At 65.1% G+C, this 16,682-nt stretch carries 17 protein-coding genes and 1 riboswitch; of the genes, 13 read left to right on the top strand and 4 right to left on the bottom strand.

Annotated features, from left to right (window positions below; genetic code table 11):
- The 3 genes from ACFQU0_RS09330 to garD form a co-directional block, all read left to right on the top strand.
- On the top strand, positions 1-794 hold a 794-nt coding region (locus tag ACFQU0_RS09330; protein WP_382200059.1), incomplete at its 5' end, for an enolase C-terminal domain-like protein.
- A gap of 4 nt (positions 795-798) precedes the next feature.
- A complete protein-coding gene (locus ACFQU0_RS09325; protein WP_382200057.1) occupies positions 799-1,743 on the top strand; it encodes a 2-hydroxyacid dehydrogenase in 945 nt (314 codons plus the stop codon).
- 36 nt (positions 1,744-1,779) lie between these two features.
- On the top strand, positions 1,780-3,327 hold the full coding sequence (gene garD / locus ACFQU0_RS09320; protein ID WP_382200055.1) for a galactarate dehydratase: 1,548 nt from the start codon (positions 1,780-1,782) through the stop codon (positions 3,325-3,327).
- Between the two features lie 48 nt (positions 3,328-3,375).
- Here garD and ACFQU0_RS09315 read toward each other — a convergent pair whose 3' ends face one another.
- From ACFQU0_RS09315 to ACFQU0_RS09305, 3 genes are read right to left on the bottom strand one after another with little or no spacing between them, the layout of a single operon-like run.
- Positions 3,376-4,920, bottom strand: a complete 1,545-nt coding sequence (locus ACFQU0_RS09315; RefSeq protein WP_382200052.1) for a GGDEF domain-containing protein — start codon at positions 4,918-4,920, stop codon at positions 3,376-3,378.
- A 20-nt stretch (positions 4,921-4,940) separates the two neighbouring features.
- Complete coding sequence (locus tag ACFQU0_RS09310; RefSeq protein WP_382200050.1) at positions 4,941-6,743, bottom strand: gamma-glutamyltransferase family protein; 1,803 nt, start codon at positions 6,741-6,743, stop codon at positions 4,941-4,943.
- A gap of 53 nt (positions 6,744-6,796) precedes the next feature.
- Positions 6,797-7,555, bottom strand: coding sequence for a 3-hydroxyacyl-CoA dehydrogenase (locus ACFQU0_RS09305; protein ID WP_382200048.1), 759 nt, complete (start codon positions 7,553-7,555; stop codon positions 6,797-6,799).
- A gap of 119 nt (positions 7,556-7,674) precedes the next feature.
- A riboswitch (yybP-ykoY riboswitch) is annotated at positions 7,675-7,846 on the top strand.
- A gap of 6 nt (positions 7,847-7,852) precedes the next feature.
- On the opposite strand from ACFQU0_RS09305, the gene ACFQU0_RS09300 reads away from it, so the two are divergent.
- The 5 genes from ACFQU0_RS09300 to ACFQU0_RS09280 all read left to right on the top strand — a co-directional run bounded on the left by ACFQU0_RS09300 (position 7,853) and on the right by ACFQU0_RS09280 (position 11,807).
- Positions 7,853-8,425 (top strand): TMEM165/GDT1 family protein, encoded by a 573-nt coding sequence (locus tag ACFQU0_RS09300; protein WP_382200046.1) that lies wholly within the window; start codon positions 7,853-7,855, stop codon positions 8,423-8,425.
- A gap of 90 nt (positions 8,426-8,515) precedes the next feature.
- Positions 8,516-9,175 carry an ArsR/SmtB family transcription factor gene (locus tag ACFQU0_RS09295; RefSeq protein WP_382200044.1) on the top strand — a complete coding sequence of 220 codons (660 nt, stop codon included), beginning with the start codon at positions 8,516-8,518 and terminating at the stop codon, positions 9,173-9,175.
- 112 nt (positions 9,176-9,287) lie between these two features.
- Positions 9,288-10,040, top strand: a complete 753-nt coding sequence (locus ACFQU0_RS09290; RefSeq protein ID WP_382200042.1) for an MBL fold metallo-hydrolase — start codon at positions 9,288-9,290, stop codon at positions 10,038-10,040.
- A 4-nt stretch (positions 10,041-10,044) separates the two neighbouring features.
- Entirely contained in the window at positions 10,045-11,322 is a 1,278-nt protein-coding gene (locus ACFQU0_RS09285; protein WP_382200040.1) for an MFS transporter, read from the top strand.
- Positions 11,323-11,348: 26 nt separating this feature from the next.
- Positions 11,349-11,807, top strand: a complete 459-nt coding sequence (locus tag ACFQU0_RS09280) for a rhodanese-like domain-containing protein (protein ID WP_382200038.1) — start codon at positions 11,349-11,351, stop codon at positions 11,805-11,807.
- Between the two features lie 173 nt (positions 11,808-11,980).
- Here ACFQU0_RS09280 and ACFQU0_RS09275 read toward each other — a convergent pair whose 3' ends face one another.
- The gene (locus ACFQU0_RS09275; protein ID WP_382200036.1) at positions 11,981-12,526 is read right to left on the bottom strand and encodes a phasin family protein; all 546 of its coding nucleotides are present in this window, start codon (positions 12,524-12,526) and stop codon (positions 11,981-11,983) included.
- Positions 12,527-12,729: 203 nt separating this feature from the next.
- Between ACFQU0_RS09275 and ACFQU0_RS09270 the strand changes: the two genes are divergently transcribed.
- The 5 genes from ACFQU0_RS09270 (at position 12,730) to ACFQU0_RS09250 (ending at position 16,670) form a co-directional block, all read left to right on the top strand.
- Complete coding sequence (locus ACFQU0_RS09270) at positions 12,730-13,647, top strand: histone deacetylase family protein (RefSeq protein ID WP_382200034.1); 918 nt, start codon at positions 12,730-12,732, stop codon at positions 13,645-13,647.
- A complete protein-coding gene (locus ACFQU0_RS09265; protein ID WP_382200032.1) occupies positions 13,644-14,096 on the top strand; it encodes an acyl-CoA thioesterase in 453 nt (150 codons plus the stop codon). The genes ACFQU0_RS09270 and ACFQU0_RS09265 overlap by 4 nt, the downstream gene beginning before the upstream one ends.
- Before the next feature lie 68 nt (positions 14,097-14,164).
- On the top strand, positions 14,165-14,821 hold the full coding sequence (locus tag ACFQU0_RS09260) for a nitroreductase (RefSeq protein ID WP_382200061.1): 657 nt from the start codon (positions 14,165-14,167) through the stop codon (positions 14,819-14,821).
- A gap of 19 nt (positions 14,822-14,840) precedes the next feature.
- Entirely contained in the window at positions 14,841-15,188 is a 348-nt protein-coding gene (locus tag ACFQU0_RS09255) for an FKBP-type peptidyl-prolyl cis-trans isomerase (RefSeq protein WP_382200030.1), read from the top strand.
- Positions 15,189-15,260: 72 nt separating this feature from the next.
- Positions 15,261-16,670, top strand: a complete 1,410-nt coding sequence (locus ACFQU0_RS09250) for a sodium:proton antiporter (RefSeq protein WP_382200028.1) — start codon at positions 15,261-15,263, stop codon at positions 16,668-16,670.
- The last annotated feature ends 12 nt before the right edge of the window (positions 16,671-16,682 follow it).

Here is a 16,682-nt window from a genome sequence, read left to right as displayed (position 1 = left end):
CGATGACCCCCGAGGCCATCGTGCGCCTGGCCGAGGCGGCGCAAAAACGCTACGGCTTCCAGGACTTCAAGCTCAAGGGCGGTGTGCTCGCGGGGGACGCCGAGGTCGAGGCCGTGACCGCTCTGCACGAGCGTTTCCCCGAAGCCCGTGTCACGCTGGACCCCAACGGCGGCTGGCTGCTGAAAGACGCCATCCGGCTGGGCCAGAAGATGCGCGGCGTGGTGGCCTACGCCGAAGACCCGTGTGGCGCCGAAGACGGCTTCAGTGGCCGCGAGGTGATGGCCGAATTCCGCCGCGCCACCGGCCTGCCCACGGCCACCAACATGGTGGCCACCGACTGGCGCCAGATGGCCCATTCGCTGGCGCTGCAAAGCGTGGACATCCCACTGGCCGACCCCCACTTCTGGACCATGGCGGGCAGCGTGCGCGTGGCGCAAACCTGCCGCGACTGGGGCCTGACCTGGGGCTCACACTCCAACAACCACTTCGACATTTCGCTTGCCATGTTCACCCACGTGGGCGCGGCCGCACCGGGCAAGGTCACGGCCATCGACACCCATTGGATCTGGCAGGACGGACAGCGCCTGACCAAAGACCCGCTGAAGATCGAAGGTGGCTACGTGCAGGTGCCGAAGAAGCCCGGCCTGGGCATAGAGATCGACATGGCCGAGGTCGAGAAGGCCTACCAGCTCTACCAACAACATGGCCTGGGCGCGCGCGACGACGCCATGGCCATGCAGTACCTGATCCCGGGCTGGACCTTTGACAACAAGCGACCTTGCCTGGTGCGCTGAACCCATGAGCCGGACGACGCTGTTGCAAGTGGGCCCGCTGATGCCGGCGCTGGAAGCCGCGCTGCGCGAACAACACGAGCTGTTGCGCGCGCAGGATATCGGCGCACCGACGCCGCTGGGCGACCCGACCGCTGCCGCGCGTGTGCAAGCGGTGGTGACCTCCGCGCCCGTGGGCCTGCCGGTGGCTTGGCTGGACCAACTGCCCAGCTTGCGCGTGGTGTCGTCTTTCGGCGTTGGGCTGGACAAGCTGCCTTTGGACGCCTGCCGCGCCCGTGGCCTGCCCGTGGGCTACACACCCGACGTGCTCAACGACTGCGTGGCCGATCTCGCCATGGGCTTGCTGCTGGACGGCGCGCGCCAGATCGCGGCGGCCGACCGTTTTGTGCGCCGAGGTGCCTGGCAACAAGGGCGCTTCCCGGTCACCACGCGCGTCAGTGGCAAGCGGCTGGGCATCGTGGGCCTGGGCCGCATCGGCCAGGCCGTGGCCCGCCGCGCGGCGGGGTTCGACATGGACATCGCCTACAACAACCGCCGCCCGGTGGACGGTGTGGCCTGGCGCCACGAGCCGTCGCTGCTGGCGCTGGCCGAGTGGGCCGACTTTCTGGTGCTCACCGTGGCCGCCAGCGCCGACACGCGCCAGCTGATCAACGCCGATGTCTTGGCTGCCCTGGGCCCCAAGGGGCTGCTGGTCAACGTGGCGCGGGGCAGCGTGGTGGATGAGGCCGTGCTGATCGCCGGCCTGAAAAACGGCAGCCTGGGCGGCGCCGCGCTCGACGTGTTCGACGACGAACCCCACGTGCCCGAGGCCTTGCTGGCCCTGGACCAGGTGGTGCTGACCCCTCACATGGCCAGCGGCACACATGAAACGCGACAGGCCATGGCCGACCTCACCTTGGCCAACCTGCGCGCCGGCCTGGCAGGAGAGCGCCTGCCAGCACGCGCGCCCTGAGTCAGACCACGCCCTCCAGTGAACCCCACGTTTTCCATGACCATCCCCACGATCCCCCGCACCATCCGCATCCACCCCAACGACAACGTGGCCGTGGTGGTCAACGACGGGGGCCTGCCCGTGGGCACGGCCTTGCCCGGCGGGCCCACGCTGGTGCACGCCGTGCCCCAGGGTCACAAGGTGGCGCTCACCGAGCTGCCTGCCGGCACCGAAGTGCGCCGCTACAACGTGGTCATCGGCCACACGGCGGTGGACGTTCCCGCAGGTGGCTGGGTCAACGAGCAGCGCCTGGTGATGCCCGGCGCGCGCAGCCTGGACAACCTGCCCGCGCCCCAGCCGCCGGCCGATCTGCCGCCGCTGGCCGGCCACACCTTCCAGGGCTACCGCAATACCGACGGCAGCGTGGGCACCCGCAACCTGCTGGCCGTCACCACCACGGTGCAGTGTGTGGCGGGCGTGCTCGAATTTGCTGTCGAACGCATCAAGAAGGAATTGCTGCCGGAGTACCCCAACGTGGACGGCGTGGTGGGCCTCACACACAGCTACGGTTGTGGCGTGGCCATCGACGCGCCCGACGCCATCATCCCCATCCGCACCGTGCGCAACCTCGTGAGCAACCCCAACTTTGGGGGCGAGGTGATGGTGCTCAGCCTGGGCTGCGAGAAGCTGCAGCCCGAGCGCCTGCTGCCGCCGGGCAGCATCCTGATCAGCGACGAGCGCCAGGGCCCGGACGTGGTTTGCCTGCAGGACGACAAACACGTGGGCTTCATGTCGATGATCGACAGCATCCTCACGCAGGCCAAGACCCATCTGGAACGCTTGAACGCCCGTCAGCGCGAAACCTGCCCGGTGAGTGACTTGGTGGTGGGCGTGCAGTGTGGCGGCAGTGACGCTTTCTCCGGCGTCACCGCCAACCCGGCGGTGGGTTTTGCCACCGACCTGCTGGTGCGCGCCGGCGCCACCGTGATGTTCAGCGAGAACACCGAGGTGCGCGACGCGGTGGACCAGCTCACCCGCCGCGCGGCCACACCCGAGGTGGCCGCGGCCATCGTGCGCGAGCTGGGCTGGTACGACGCCTACCTGGCCCGTGGCCAGGCCGACCGCAGCGCCAACACCACACCGGGCAACAAGAAGGGCGGCCTGTCCAACATCGTCGAAAAGGCCATGGGTTCCATCGTGAAGAGCGGCAACGGCCCCATCCACGGCGTCATCGCCCCCGGCGAGAAAGTGACACAAAAAGGCCTGATCTTTGCCGCCACCCCGGCCAGCGACTTCATCTGCGGCACGCTGCAACTGGCTGCCGGCATGAACCTGCACGTGTTCACCACCGGCCGGGGCACGCCCTACGGTCTGGCCGAATGCCCCGTCATCAAGGTGGCCACCCGCAACGACCTGGCGCGCCGCTGGCACGACCTGATGGACATCAACGCCGGGCGCATCGCCAGCGGCGAGGCCACCATTGACGACCTCGGCTGGGAGTTGTTCCACCACATGCTGGCCGTGGCCAGCGGCGAAAAAACCTGGGCCGAGAAGTGGGGCCTGCACAACGACCTGGTGTTGTTCAACCCGGCGCCGGTGACCTGAGGCGAACCTGTCGCGCCCTCTCGCCACGCCAAGGTGGGGCGCCCGGTGTCAGACCGCCACAACGCGGTTTTTGCCGCTGCGTTTGGCCAGGTACATGCCCTGGTCCGCGCGTTTGATGGCGTCGGCCCCTTGTTCGTCGGGCGCCATCTGGGCCACACCGGCGCTGAAGGTGATCAGCAGGCGTTCGTTGCCTTCGAGAAAAAAGCGTTTGGTCAGCTCGCGTTGCAGGCGCGTCATGGCTTCCACGCCTTGCTCCAGCGCGGTGTCGGGCATGACGATCACAAACTCCTCGCCACCGTAGCGGGCCACCGTGTCTTGTGGGCGCAGCACCTGGCGCGCCACATGGGCCAGGTGCACCAGGGCCGCGTCGCCGGTGTCGTGGCCGTGGGCGTCGTTGATCTTCTTGAAGTCGTCGATGTCGAGCAGGGACACACACATGGGGGTGTCGAGGCGACGCGAACGCGCCAGCTCGCGCTTGAGGTCCTCGTCCAGCCCCTTGCGGTTGAGGGCGCCGGTCAGCGGGTCGTGCCGCATCTGGGTGCTGGCGTGTTCCAGTTGCTGCTGCAAGCGCATCACCTCCGATTCGGCCTGTTCCGCCTTGGTGCGCAGTTCGCGCAACTCTTCGCTGGCGCGCTGGGCGTCGGTGGCCATGGCGCGCGAGGCGGCAATGGCCTCTTGCAGCACAGGCGCAATTTCGCTGAGGTTGCCCGCGCTTTCCAGCTGTTTGGCGCACTTGTCCAGCTTGTTGGTGAAGCCGCTGCTGTGTTCGGTCATGCGCGCCAGACGTTCGATGAAGGCGGCCAGCATGTCCTTCATGTCCTGCTGCGCGGCCAGGGTCTGGGCTTTGACCTCGGCCTGTTTGTGGATCACGTCGCGCAGGCGGCTTTGCACGTCTTCCAGGCGCTTGAGTGCCAGCGGCGGTTGTGTGGCCCCCTTGAGTGCCTCCACCTGACCATGCAGCCAGCGGTCGTCCAGGCTCAGCTCGGCGATGTTTTCAAACACCAGGTGCAGCAGGCTGAGCAGGGTGTTGCGAATGGCCCCTTGCTCCTCGGCTGAGAAGGACAGCCGGTAGCTGAAGTTGCTCAGCATGGGCTTGAGCACCGTCGGGTCGCAGTCGGGCTGGCGCAGGTACTGCGTGAGCTTGTCGGCCAGTTCGTTGATGCGCTGGTCGTCTTTGCCCAGCGCCGGCAGGGTGTTGTCCACCAGCCTGGCCATTTGCTCCAACAGATCGGGTGCCAGGCTGTCGCCTGCGGCTGCGTGTGCAACCGGTGGGGGCCGTGTGGCCAGGGTGCCGGGTTGTGCCAGCGGTTGGGGCAGGGCGGCGTAGTCCACCAGCGCCTTTTCCACACCGCTCCAGTTGCACTGGCTGACCGCTTTCTCAACCTGCATCTGCACACGACGCTGAGCCGGTGTGGTGGTGGGCAGTGCTTGTGCGAGGCCCATCATCTGCTCGGTGGGAAACGGCCGGGCGGGGCGCGTGCCGGCAATTTCATGCCAGATGCGCTGGTAGTTGTCGGGCGTGGGCGGCAGCTTGCGCGTGGTCAGTTGGCGAACCGTCTCGCGCGCAAGTTCTGTGGGGGTGCGTTGTTCCATGGCGTGGTTTGTGGAGTGCGTCAGTCGCCCATCACCACACCTTCGCGGCGGGGGTCGGCGCCGCCCCACCACACGGGCTGGCCGTGGGCCTGACCGCGCGCAATGCCTTGCAGGCCGCTGGTCATGTTCACCTCACGCACTTCGTGGCCACGGGCCTTGAGCGCGTTCACCGTGGCGGCAGGGAAGCGTTTTTCCTCCAGCACCGTGGGCGCGCCGGTGGCGCCAAAGTTGGGCAGGTTGATGGCCTGTTGTGGCAGCAGGCCCCAGTTCAGCACGCCGTGCAGGGTCTTGGCGGTGTAGTGGATGATGAGCGCGCCGCCGGGGCTGCCAGCGCTCATCACCAGCTGGCCATTGGCCTTGTCAAACACCAGCGAAGGCGCCATGGACGAGCGCGGCCGCTTGCCGGGCTGCACGCGGTTGGCAATGGGCTGGCCGTCGGCGCTGGTGGGCGTGAAGCTGAAATCGGTGAGTTCGTTGTTGAGCAGAAAACCCTTGACCATCTGGCGCGACCCGAAGGCGTCTTCGATGGTGGTGGTCATGGCCAGGGCGTTGCCGTGGGCATCGACGATGCTGATGTGGCTGGTGCCGTATTCGGTTTGGTCGGGCATGGGCGCGTAGGCCATCTTGACGCCACCCGGCGCACCGGCCTTGGGGGTCTTGTTGGCCTGAGCGCCGATCAACTGGGCGCGCTGGGCCAGGTAGGCCGGGTCCAGAAGGCTCAGCCAGTTGCCGGCCGGGGGCGCAACGAAGTCGGGGTCGGCCACGTACTGGGCGCGGTCGGCGAAGGCCAGGCGCGAAGCTTCGGCGTAGGTGTGCAGCCAGTCGGCCGTGGGCAGGCCGTCCTGCAAGGGCAGGCTCGCCGCCGGCGTGCGGGCCATGATGCCCAGGATTTGCCCGACGGCAATCGCGCCCGAGCTGGGCGGCGGGAAGCCACAGACGCGGAAATCGCGGCCCGCACCGGCGAGGTCGTGGCACAGCGCTTCGCGCTGTTTGGGTGCGTAGCCTGCCAGATCGGCCAGGCTCATGCGACCGGGGTTGCCCGGGTGGCGCGTGACCTTGTCCACGATGGCCTGCGCCACTTCGCCTTCGTGCAAGGCTTTGGCGCCTTGCTGGGCGATTTTTTGCAACACGGCCGCGAGTTCGGGGTTCTTGAGCACATGGCCCACCGGATGGGGCGTGCCATCAGGGCGGTAGAAGTAGGCGGCTGCGGTGGGGTCTTTTTTGAGGTGTTGCTCCAGGCCCAGCAGGGTGTGCAGGCGGGGGCTGACTTTGAAGCCCTCAGCGGCCAGCGTGATGGCCGGCTGGAACAGCGTGGCCCAGGGCAGCTTGCCGTGTTTCTGGTGCGCCAGCTCCAGCATGCGCACCGTGCCGGGCACGCCCACCGAGCGGCCGCCCACCACGGCGTCGATGAAGGGCAGGGGCTTGCCCTCGGCGTTCAGGAACAGCTTTTCATCGGCGGCTGCGGGTGCGGTTTCGCGGCCGTCGTAGGCCACCACGGCCTTGCCGTCGTGGTGCAGCAGGAAGGCCCCGCCACCGATGCCGCTGGACTGCGGCTCCACCAGCGTGAGCACCATTTGCACCGCGATGGCCGCGTCGACCGCGCTGCCGCCGGCCTTGAGGATTTGGTAGCCCGCGTCGGTGGCCAGCGGGTTGGCCGCCGCTACCGCAAACCGGCTGGTGGCCCAACCGGGTTTGTCGGTGTAGCCCGAAGCGGCTTCGGGCTGTTGAGGCATCTGGTACTGAAACCCACCCGGGCCACTGGCACACGCGGCCAGCAACACAACGGACAAGGCAGAAAGAAGCGGGCGGATCTGGCGTGACATGGTTTTCCTCCAAGGAAAACCATCATAAACCGCAGATCACCCGGCCGCTTGTGTCAGCGCGGTGCCAGGCGGATGGCGCCGTCCAAGCGGATCACTTCACCGTTGAGCATGTCGTTTTCAATGATGTGTTTGGCCAGCTTGGCGTAGTCGGCGGGCGTGCCCAGGCGGCTGGGGAAGGGCACACCAGCGGCCAGCGCGTCCTGCACCTCCTGGGGCATGCCAAACAGCATGGGCGTGCCAAAGATGCCGGGCGCAATCGTCATGTTGCGGATGCCGTTGCGGGCCAGGTCGCGGGCGATGGGCAGGGTCATGCCCACCACGCCGCCTTTGGACGCGGCATAAGCCGCCTGACCGATCTGGCCGTCGTAGGCGGCCACGCTGGCGGTGCTGATGAGCACACCGCGCTCGCCCGTGGCTTCGGGTTCGTTTTTGCACATGGCGTCGGCGGCCAGGCGGATCATGTTGAAGCTGCCCACCAGGTTGACCATGATGGTCTTGGTGTAGACGGCCAGCGAGTGCGCGCCGTTTTTGCCCACGGTTTTTTCGGCCGGCGCGATGCCGGCGCAGTTGACGAGGCCCATGAGCTTGCCCATGGACACGGCCTGGGCCACCACGGCCTGGCCGTCGGCCTCGTTGCTGACATCGCACTTGACGAACGCGCCGCCGATGTCCTTGGCCACGGCTTCGCCTTTTTCAACCTGCATGTCGGCCACCACCACCTTGCCGCCGTTGGCGGCCAGCATGCGTGCCGTGCCTTCGCCCAAGCCCGATGCGCCGCCCGTGACGATAAAAACCTTGCCTGCGATGTCCATGGAAAACTCCTCTGTGGGTTTGTGAAAATGGGGGTTGATATGACGTTTACGTAAACGTCAATTATCGGGCAAGAGCCCACCTCGAACAGGCCCCCGATTCACCTCGGTATACTTAGGGTTTTCCCGTCATTGGGGAGTAGCCGCCCTGCGCAACGCAGGGGTTCGCGTCAACAGACTTGGTCCTCACGACCATGGCGCGCACAGCATTTGCCTGGCAAGACCTTTGACCTCACTGCCTCCGGTTGGGCCGGCTTGGGCGGCGTGGTCTTTGCGTTTGCTGCCGGCCCCGGAGTTCTCATGGAAGCTTTTCTCGTGTCCACCGGCGTCGTTGCGCTCGGCGAAATGGGCGACAAAACCCAGTTGTTGGCCATGCTGTTGGCCGCCAAGTTCCGCAAACCCGTGCCCATCATCCTGGGCATTCTGGTGGCCACCCTGGCCAACCACGCCATGGCCGGTGCGGTGGGCGACTGGGTGGCCCGTGCGCTCGGGCCCGACGTCTTGCGGTGGGTCATTGGCGTGTCCTTCCTGGCCATGGCCGGCTGGATGCTGATCCCCGACAAGGTGGATGAAGGCGATGCCGATGCGGTCTCGCGTTTTGGTGTGTTTGGCACCACCGTCATCGCTTTCTTTTTGGCCGAAATGGGCGACAAGACGCAGATCGCCACCGTGGGCCTGGCCGCGCGCTACAGCGACTTCGTCGCGGTGGTGGCCGGCACCACACTGGGCATGATGTTGGCCAACGTGCCAGCCGTGTTCATGGGCGACAAGATCGCCGCCAAGGTGTCCATGACCTTGGTGCACGCCATCGCCGCCGCCATCTTCGCGGTGCTGGGGGTGCTGACCCTGCTCAACGTGGGCAAGTTGTTCTGAAGGCGCTGCTGGCTGGGACCCGAGGGTTTCAGCTTTTGGCAATCCAATATCTTTGATGGCGAATAATCAAATGATCGCTAGAATGTTTTTATGAGAGAAATCAAAGACCATTTGTATGCCCAGGTGGCTCGCATTGGAAAGGCCGTCTCCAGCCCAAAACGGCTGGAGCTCGTTGAACTGTTGTGCCAGTGCGAAAAACCCGTTGAGGTGTTGGCCGAGCAGGCCAACATCAGCATCAAGTTGGCCAGCGCCCACCTGAAGCAGTTGCGCGAAGCGCGCCTGGTCGATACGCGCAAAGACGGCAAATACGTGTATTACCGCCTGGCCGCTCCGAGCGTGGCAGAACTTTGGGTGGCACTGCGCAGCGAAGCCGAGGAGCGGTTGGTGGAACTGCAGGTGGCACTGACGTCGTTGGTGTCCCACCAAGACGGGCTGCAGGCCCTGGACCATGCCGCCATCCTGCGCGCGGCCAACAAGGGCGAGGTGACGGTGCTCGATGTCCGGCCAGAGGACGAGTTTGCCGTGGCGCACTTGCCCCATGCGCGTTCGATGCCGCTGAGTCAGCTTAAGCGGCGTCTCAAAGAGCTGCCCAAAGACGTTCCCGTGGTGGCTTACTGCCGCGGCCCCTTTTGCCTGTTTGCCAAAGACGCCGTTGAGCTTCTCCGCAGCCGGGGTTACAGCGCGTACCACCTGACGGATGGGGTGGCGGAATGGCGCTCGCGCGGCCTGCCGATTGTTCGCGGCGCATGAGAGGTGCACATCCGCCACCCGCCTTCTTGGCTGGGCAGGCGAGGCGTCTTGATCGCGGCGCGCTGGGCGGCGTGGACTGAGAAGGTTGTGGATTTTTGAGGAGCGTGTTCCCATGTTTTTTCGCCAACGGCCTACAGACAACGCAACGCTGTCCTACTTCTTCGGATGTGCCGGGCAACAAAAGGCCGTCGCAGTGGACGTGGTCGCCGGTGATGAGGCTTGGTTCATCGAGGAAGCTCGGAAGGCCGATGTCCGTATCACCCACGTCATCGATACGCACGTGCATGCAGACCACGTGTCTGGCGGACCAGCACTGGCATGCCAGGTCGGCGCTCCGTACTGGCTGCATGAGAGCAATGCGGGTCGTGTGCACTTTGCTTTCCAGCCTTTGCGCGACGGTCAGCGGCTGGAGGCCGGCAATGTGCTGGTGGACGTGATTCACACGCCCGGCCACACGCCAGACAGTGTGTGCCTGCTGGTGCGCGACCTGCGCCGAGCCGATGAGCCCTGGTTCGTGCTGACGGGCGACACCTTGTTTGTGGGTGCCGTGGGGCGACCCGACCTGGCCGGGCAGGAACGCGCGATGGCAGCGCAGTTGTTTGACTCCCTGCATCAGCGGCTACTCACGCTGCCGCCTGAAATGGAAATCTACCCTGGGCACCAGGCAGGCAGTGCCTGTGGCGTGGGCCTTTCGGGCAAGCCCGCATCCACGCTGGCGTTCGAAAAACGGTTCAACCCGGTGCTGTCGATGCCAAGAGACAAATTCATTGACGCGGTTACCGCCGACATTCCCCCGCCGCCGGACGATATGGCTCGCATCGTCGAAGCCAATCTTCGCGGTCCATCTCCAGTGACCCTGGGCTGACGTGATGAACTTTGGCATCCGGGTCAACCTCGGGCAGTTCGTTCAGCAATTGCTGCAGGTGCTGTTGGTGGGCATGACCATCGGGATGATGCGCAACGTCGTGCCCGCGCTGGCCGAGGCCGAGTTTGGCGTGCCCCGTGGCTCCTTCATGTTGTTGGCCGCGTTTGTGGTCGCCTTTGGTTTCGTCAAAGGCAGCATGAATTTTGTGGCGGGCCGGCTGGCGGAGCGTGTGGGCCGTCAGCGTGTGCTGCTGTTGGGTTGGTTGGTGGCTGTACCCATTCCCTGGCTGGTGTATTGGGCGCCAAGTTGGTCCTGGGTGGTGTTCGCCACGGTGCTGCTGGGCGTGAACCAGGGCCTGACGTGGTCCATGACGCAGACCTCGAAGCTGGACCTCACCCGCGCCGACCAGCGTGGCCTGGTGATTGGGCTCAACGAGTTTTCTGGCTACGTTGGTTTGGCCATCGCCGGTGTCCTCACCGGCTACCTTGCCGCGCATTGGGGTCCTCGTGATGGGCTGTTGTGGTTTGGCGGGGCGGTCATTGTGTTGGCCACCATGCTGTCGGCGTTTGTGGTGACAGAGACCTTGCCCTGGGCGCAACATGAGGTCAAACGCCAACCTGGGGCAACGGCCCAAGCAGCGCGACCCCGCTACCCCTCAGGCGTCAGCGAACAACCTTCCACCGGCGAGATGTTCGCCTTGATGACCTGGCGAGACCGGCGCATGGCTGCGCTGTGCCAGGCGGGCATGGTCGAGAAGTTTGTCGATGCCTTGGTGTGGGTTTTCTGGCCCGTCTACCTGCACCAGCGAGGTGTGTCGCTGCCCGACATCGGCTGGACGGTGGGGGTCTACGGTTTCACCTGGGGCGCGCTTCAGTTCTTCGCAGGCAAGCTGTCCGACCATGTGGGGCGCCATGTCCTCAACACCTGTGGCATGTGGGTGTGTGGTGCCGGCGTGGCGATGTTCCCGCTGGGGATGGGACCGGCCTGGTGGTCTTTGTCGGCAGGGGTGACGGGCCTGGGCATGGCCATGCTGTACCCCAACCTGAGTGCTGCTGTGGCAGACATCGCCCACCCCACCTGGCGCGCTTCAGCCATCGGCATCTACCGCTTCTGGCGCGACCTGGGTTATGGCGTGGGCGCACTGGGCCTGGGCTTGGCTTCGGTGTTTGGCGGCTCGGTCGAAGCGGCCTTCTGGTTCGTGGCCGTGTCCATGTTCCTCTCAGGCCTGGCCTTGTATGCGTGGGGTGAAGAAACCCACCCGCGACTCAATCCAGCACATTGATTTTTTAACCCCTAGATGGAGACAACATGAGGATGAGACGAATCACAGCAGCTCTGGCGTTGGCTGGTTTGGGCCTGGTGCCCCAACTGGCACTGGCCCAGGCCGACAAGCCGGTCATTGACGCCGTCGAGTCCTATTTCGATTTTGTGGATGCCAACGGCGGCACCATCTTGGCAGAGCAGATTCCGGCCGAGGACTACAAGAAGTTCCATGTGCTGGACGTGCGTGACGCCGGCCAGTTTGCCAAGGAGCACATTCCAGGGGCGGTGAACATCGAGTGGCGCAAGGTGTTTGCGGAGCGCGCGCAGTTGCCCAAGGGCAAGACCATCTTGGTCTACTGCAACACCAGCTCTTTTGCGGCGCAAGTGGCCATGGCGCTGCGGCTGGACGGTTTTGAGAACGTCCGCATGCTTTACGGCGGCTTCAATCAGTGGAAGGCCGCTGGTGGGATGGAAGCCCACGCCCGTGCCAGCAAAAAGCAGTGAGCTTGGCGCACAGGCAATGGCCGCGCGCCAGCTGCTCAGGCCGATCCGCAGTGTGATGAGGCACTGACAGACGAAAAAAAGCCCCGCTAGTGGGCGGGGCTTGAAGGGGTCCCTGAAATCCGATTTCGAAGAGACCCGAGGAGACAACCGGAAAATTCGGTCTGCCGTGACGATCAGCGCTTCTTGGCGGTGGTGGTCTTGGCGGCGCTCACGGCGGAAGCGGTCACGGTGTTGAAGTTGGCTTCGGCCATTTCGGTGGCTTGCTTGACAGCCTTTTGCACCGACTCAATGGCGTTGTTGGCGGCCGACACGGCGCTCTTCATCACGGCCACGGCGGTTTCGGAACCGGCGGGGGCGTTCTTGGCGGCGTTGTCCACCAGGCTCATGAATTTGGCCTGGGCTTCGGTGGCCTGGGCTTCAGCGGCTTTGCCGAATTCGGCGCCGGTGCCCGAAGCGATGTCGTACAGGTGGCGGCTGTAGGCCACGGTCTTTTCGGCCAGGGGCTGGAACAGGCTGGCTTGCAGGGCCAACAGTTCTTGTGCGTCCTTGACGCTCATCACGGCTTGGGCGTTGTTGGCGGTTTCGGCCAGTGCGGCCTTGGTGGCTTGCACGTTCAGCTCAACCAGCTTCTCGACGCCTTCGAAGGCCTTCTGGGTCAGGCCGAACAGGGTTTCGACGTTGGCTTTTTGAGCGGCGATGATTTGTTCTGCGGTCAGCATGGTGAGGGCTCCTGGGTGTGTTGAAGGCTTTTTTCAGCACGGCGGAGAGGGATTTCTCTCATGCTGCGCTGCAACATAGTTCGAATTATAGGGATGCGCTCGGCCAATGCAAGCCTTTTTTGCTGCGTTGCAACAATTTGAAGCACAGACTCTAATCGGCAAGCGCCGGCACAGGTTTTCATGCCCACGACACAATCGCAGCCGTGAAAGCCTTCTACGCCGACCAGTTTGTGCTGCCCCTGCCGGAGGGCCACCGTTTCCCTATGGCCAAGTACCGTTTGCTGCGCGATCTGATTGCCAGCCACTGGCCGGAGGTCGCACTGCAGCAGGCGCTGCCGGCGTCGGACACCGAACTGTTGCGGGTGCACACGCCCACCTATGTGCAGGCGGTGGCTCAGGGTTTGTTGTCACCTGCCGCTCAACGTGAAATCGGTTTTCCCTGGAGCCCGGCCATGGCCGAGCGTGCCCGGCGCTCGGCGGGGGCCACTGTGCTGGCGGCGCGGGCCGCGTTGGCGGGCGAGGGTGTCGCCGCCAACCTCGCCGGTGGCACCCACCACGCCTACGCCGACAAAGGCAGCGGTTTTTGTGTGTTCAACGACGTGGCGGTGGCCGCGCGGGCCATGCAGGCGGAGCGCCGAGGGCTGCGGGTGGCGGTCATCGATCTGGATGTGCACCAGGGCAATGGCACGGCGAGCATTTTCCGGAACGACCCGACGGTCTTCACCCTGTCGCTGCACGGTGAAAAGAATTTCCCCTTCCGCAAGGAAGACAGCGATCTGGACGTGCCCTTGCCCGACGGCTGCGACGACAACACCTACCTCTACGCGCTCGACCACGCGCTGGACGAACTGGACCGCCGCTTCGACGCTGACCTGGTGTTCTACCTGGCTGGTGCTGACCCGCACGAGGGCGACCGCCTGGGCCGCATGAAGCTCAGCTTCGATGGCCTCGAAGCGCGCGACCGCCGTGTGTTCGACTGGGCCTGGCAGCGGCGCATCCCCCTTGCGATGAGCATGGCCGGGGGTTACGGGCGCGACATCGCCACCACCGTGCAGGTGCAGCACAACACCTGGGCGGTGGCGGTGGCCTATGCCCACCGCTGGCACAATCGGTGGCCATGAGTTCCGCCGCCGCCGTCAAACCCCAACCACAGTCCCGCAGCGCCTACCCGGTGTTCCGCACCATCGGTACCCGCTGGATGGACAACGACGTGTACGGCCACGTCAACAACGTCGTTTATTACAGTTGGTTCGACACGGCGGTCAACGCCTGGCTCATCGAGCAGGGCGCGCTGGACATCCACAATGGCGAGGTGATTGGCCTGGTGATCGAGACGCAGTGCAACTACTTTGCGCCGCTCGCCTTCCCGCAGGACGTGCACGCTGGCCTGCGCGTGGCGCACATCGGTCGCTCCAGCGTGCGTTACGAGGTGGGCCTGTTTGCCGCCGATGGCGAGCTGTGCGCGGCCTCCGGCCACTTCATCCATGTGTACGTGGACCGCGCGACACGCCGCTCCGTGCCTTTGCCCGAGAAACTCAAACTCACCCTGGAGACTGCCCTGTGTCCTTGAACCCCCCTTCTGCCGGCGCCCACGCCGCCATCGATCCGGCCAGCGTGGACGCGGCCATCACCAGCCGCATGTCGGTGCGTGCCTTCCTGCCCAAGCCGGTGCCGCGCGAAGCCATCGCCCACCTGCTGGAGGTGGCCAGCCGCGCGCCTTCGGGCACCAACACCCAGCCCTGGAAGGTGTACGTGTTGCAAGGCGCCAGCCGCAACAATCTGGTGGACAAGGTGTGTGCCGCCCACGACGCTGGCCGCGCCGACCCGGCCCTGGCCGCCGCGCGCAAGCCCGCCTATGACTACTACCCCACGAACTGGGTCAGCCCCTACATCGACCGCCGCCGCGAAAACGGTTGGGGCTTGTATGGCCTGCTGGGCATCACCAAAGGCGACAAGGACAAGATGCACGCCCAGCATCAGCGCAACTTCCGCTTCTTCGATGCGCCCGTGGGCATCATGGTCACCATCGACAAGGTGCTGGGCCGTGGCTCGTTGGTGGACTGCGGCATGTTCCTGCAAAACCTCATGGTCGCTGCGCGTGGCCATGGGCTGGACACCTGCCCACAGGCCGCCTGGGTCGATTACACCGACATCGTCCTGCCCCACGTGGGCGCGGGCGACAATGAAATGCTGGTGTGTGGCCTGTCGTTGGGTTACGCCGATCCCGCCGACAAGGTCAATACCTTCCACACCCCCCGCGAACCGGTGGCGAACTTCACCACCTGGCTCGAATAAACCCCTTCAAGGAATTTTTATGAACACCACCCCCTCCGGTCTGCAGTTTGAAGACACCACCGTCGGTTCCGGCGACGTTGCCAAGGCCGGCCAACGCGTCACCGTGCACTACACCGGCTGGCTCTACAACGACGGCGTGCAAGGCGCCAAGTTCGACTCCAGCAAGGACCGCAACGACCCCTTCGTTTTCCCCCTGGGTGCCGGCCACGTCATCAAAGGCTGGGACGAGGGCGTGCAGGGCATGGCTGTGGGCGGTACGCGCCGCCTGGTCATCCCGGCCGCGCTGGGCTACGGCGCCCGTGGCGCTGGCGGCGTGATCCCGCCCAACGCCACCCTGCTGTTCGAAGTCGAACTGCTGGCCGTTTGAGCCCAGCTGCCTCCCGCAGCATCACAAAAACAAACCGGCCCCAGAGGCCGGTCATTCCATCCAGGAGAAGACATGCGTCAGATTCGTGGGCCGCTGATGCTGGCCGCCTTGTTGTTGCCTGGCCTGGCCCGGGCCGCCGATTTTGATGGCGCGGGTTTGTCTCCGCTGTGGGGTGTGCCGTTTGCAGGCATTCTGTTGTCCATCGCGCTCATGCCCTTGGTGGCACCGCTGTTCTGGCACCACCATTTCGGCAAGGTCGCGGCCGGCTGGGCATTGGCGTTTCTGTTGCCGTTTGCCGCCTTCTTCGGTATCGGCTTGGCATCGCAAAGCCTGGTGCACGCGCTGCTGGCCGAGTACATCCCCTTCGTCATCCTGTTGACCGCGCTGTTCACCGTGTCGGGCGGCATCTACATTCGGGGCAACCTGCATGGCAGCCCCGGTCTGAACACCGCCATCCTCGCCATCGGCGCGGTGTTGGCCAGTTTCATGGGCACCACCGGTGCGTCCATGCTGCTCATCCGCCCGCTGATCCGCGCCAACGACAACCGCCGCCACAAGGCCCACGTTGTCATCTTCTTCATCTTCATCGTCTCCAACGCCGGTGGCTCGCTCACGCCCCTGGGCGACCCACCCTTGTTTCTGGGCTTCCTCAAAGGTGTGGACTTCTTCTGGACGTTGTCGCACATCTTCCCCGAAACGCTGTTCCTGGTGGGCGCGCTGCTGGCCATCTTCTTTGCGCTGGACACCTGGTACTTCCGCCGCCGCGAGGAGTGCCAGTCGGTCGACCCCACCCCAGACACCCGCAACATCGGCTTTGACGGGGGCGTGAACTTCTGGCTGCTAGGCGGCGTGGTCGCTCTGGTGCTGCTCAGCGGCTTCTGGAAGTCGGACGTGCTCATTCACATCCACGGCACCGACGTGGGCCTGCCGGGCCTGGTGCGCGACGTGGGCCTGATCGGCATCACGCTGCTCTCGCTCAAACTCACGCCCACTCAGGTGCACGTGGACAACCAGTTTGCCTGGGCCCCCATGGCCGAGGTGGCCAAGCTGTTCGCCGGCATTTTCCTCACCATCATTCCGGTCATCGCCATGCTCAAGGCCGGTGTGAATGGGCCCTTTGGCGCCATCATCGCCGCCGTCACCCGGCCCGATGGTTCGCCCGATCCGGCCGCTTACTTCTGGGCCACCGGGGCTTTGAGTTCCTTCCTCGACAACGCGCCCACCTACCTGGTGTTTTTCAACACCGCAGGGGGTGATCCCAAGGTGCTGATGACCACGCTGGCCCCCACGCTGGCCGCCATTTCGGCCGGTGCCGTGTTCATGGGCGCCAACACCTACATCGGCAACGCGCCCAACCTCATGGTCAAGGCCATTGCTGAAGACCGTGGCGTGAAAATGCCCAGCTTCTTCGGCTACATGTTGTGGTCGGGTGCGGTGCTGATACCGCTGTTCGTCCTCATCACCTTCATCTGGTTCCGTTGAGCTTCAAAAGGA

The sequence above is a fragment of the Hydrogenophaga defluvii genome, from assembly GCF_042665235.1.
GTDB lineage: Bacteria > Pseudomonadota > Gammaproteobacteria > Burkholderiales > Burkholderiaceae_C > Hydrogenophaga > Hydrogenophaga defluvii_A.
The sequence above is the reverse complement of the archived record's forward strand: the minus strand, read 5'-3'. Positions and strand labels throughout refer to the sequence as shown.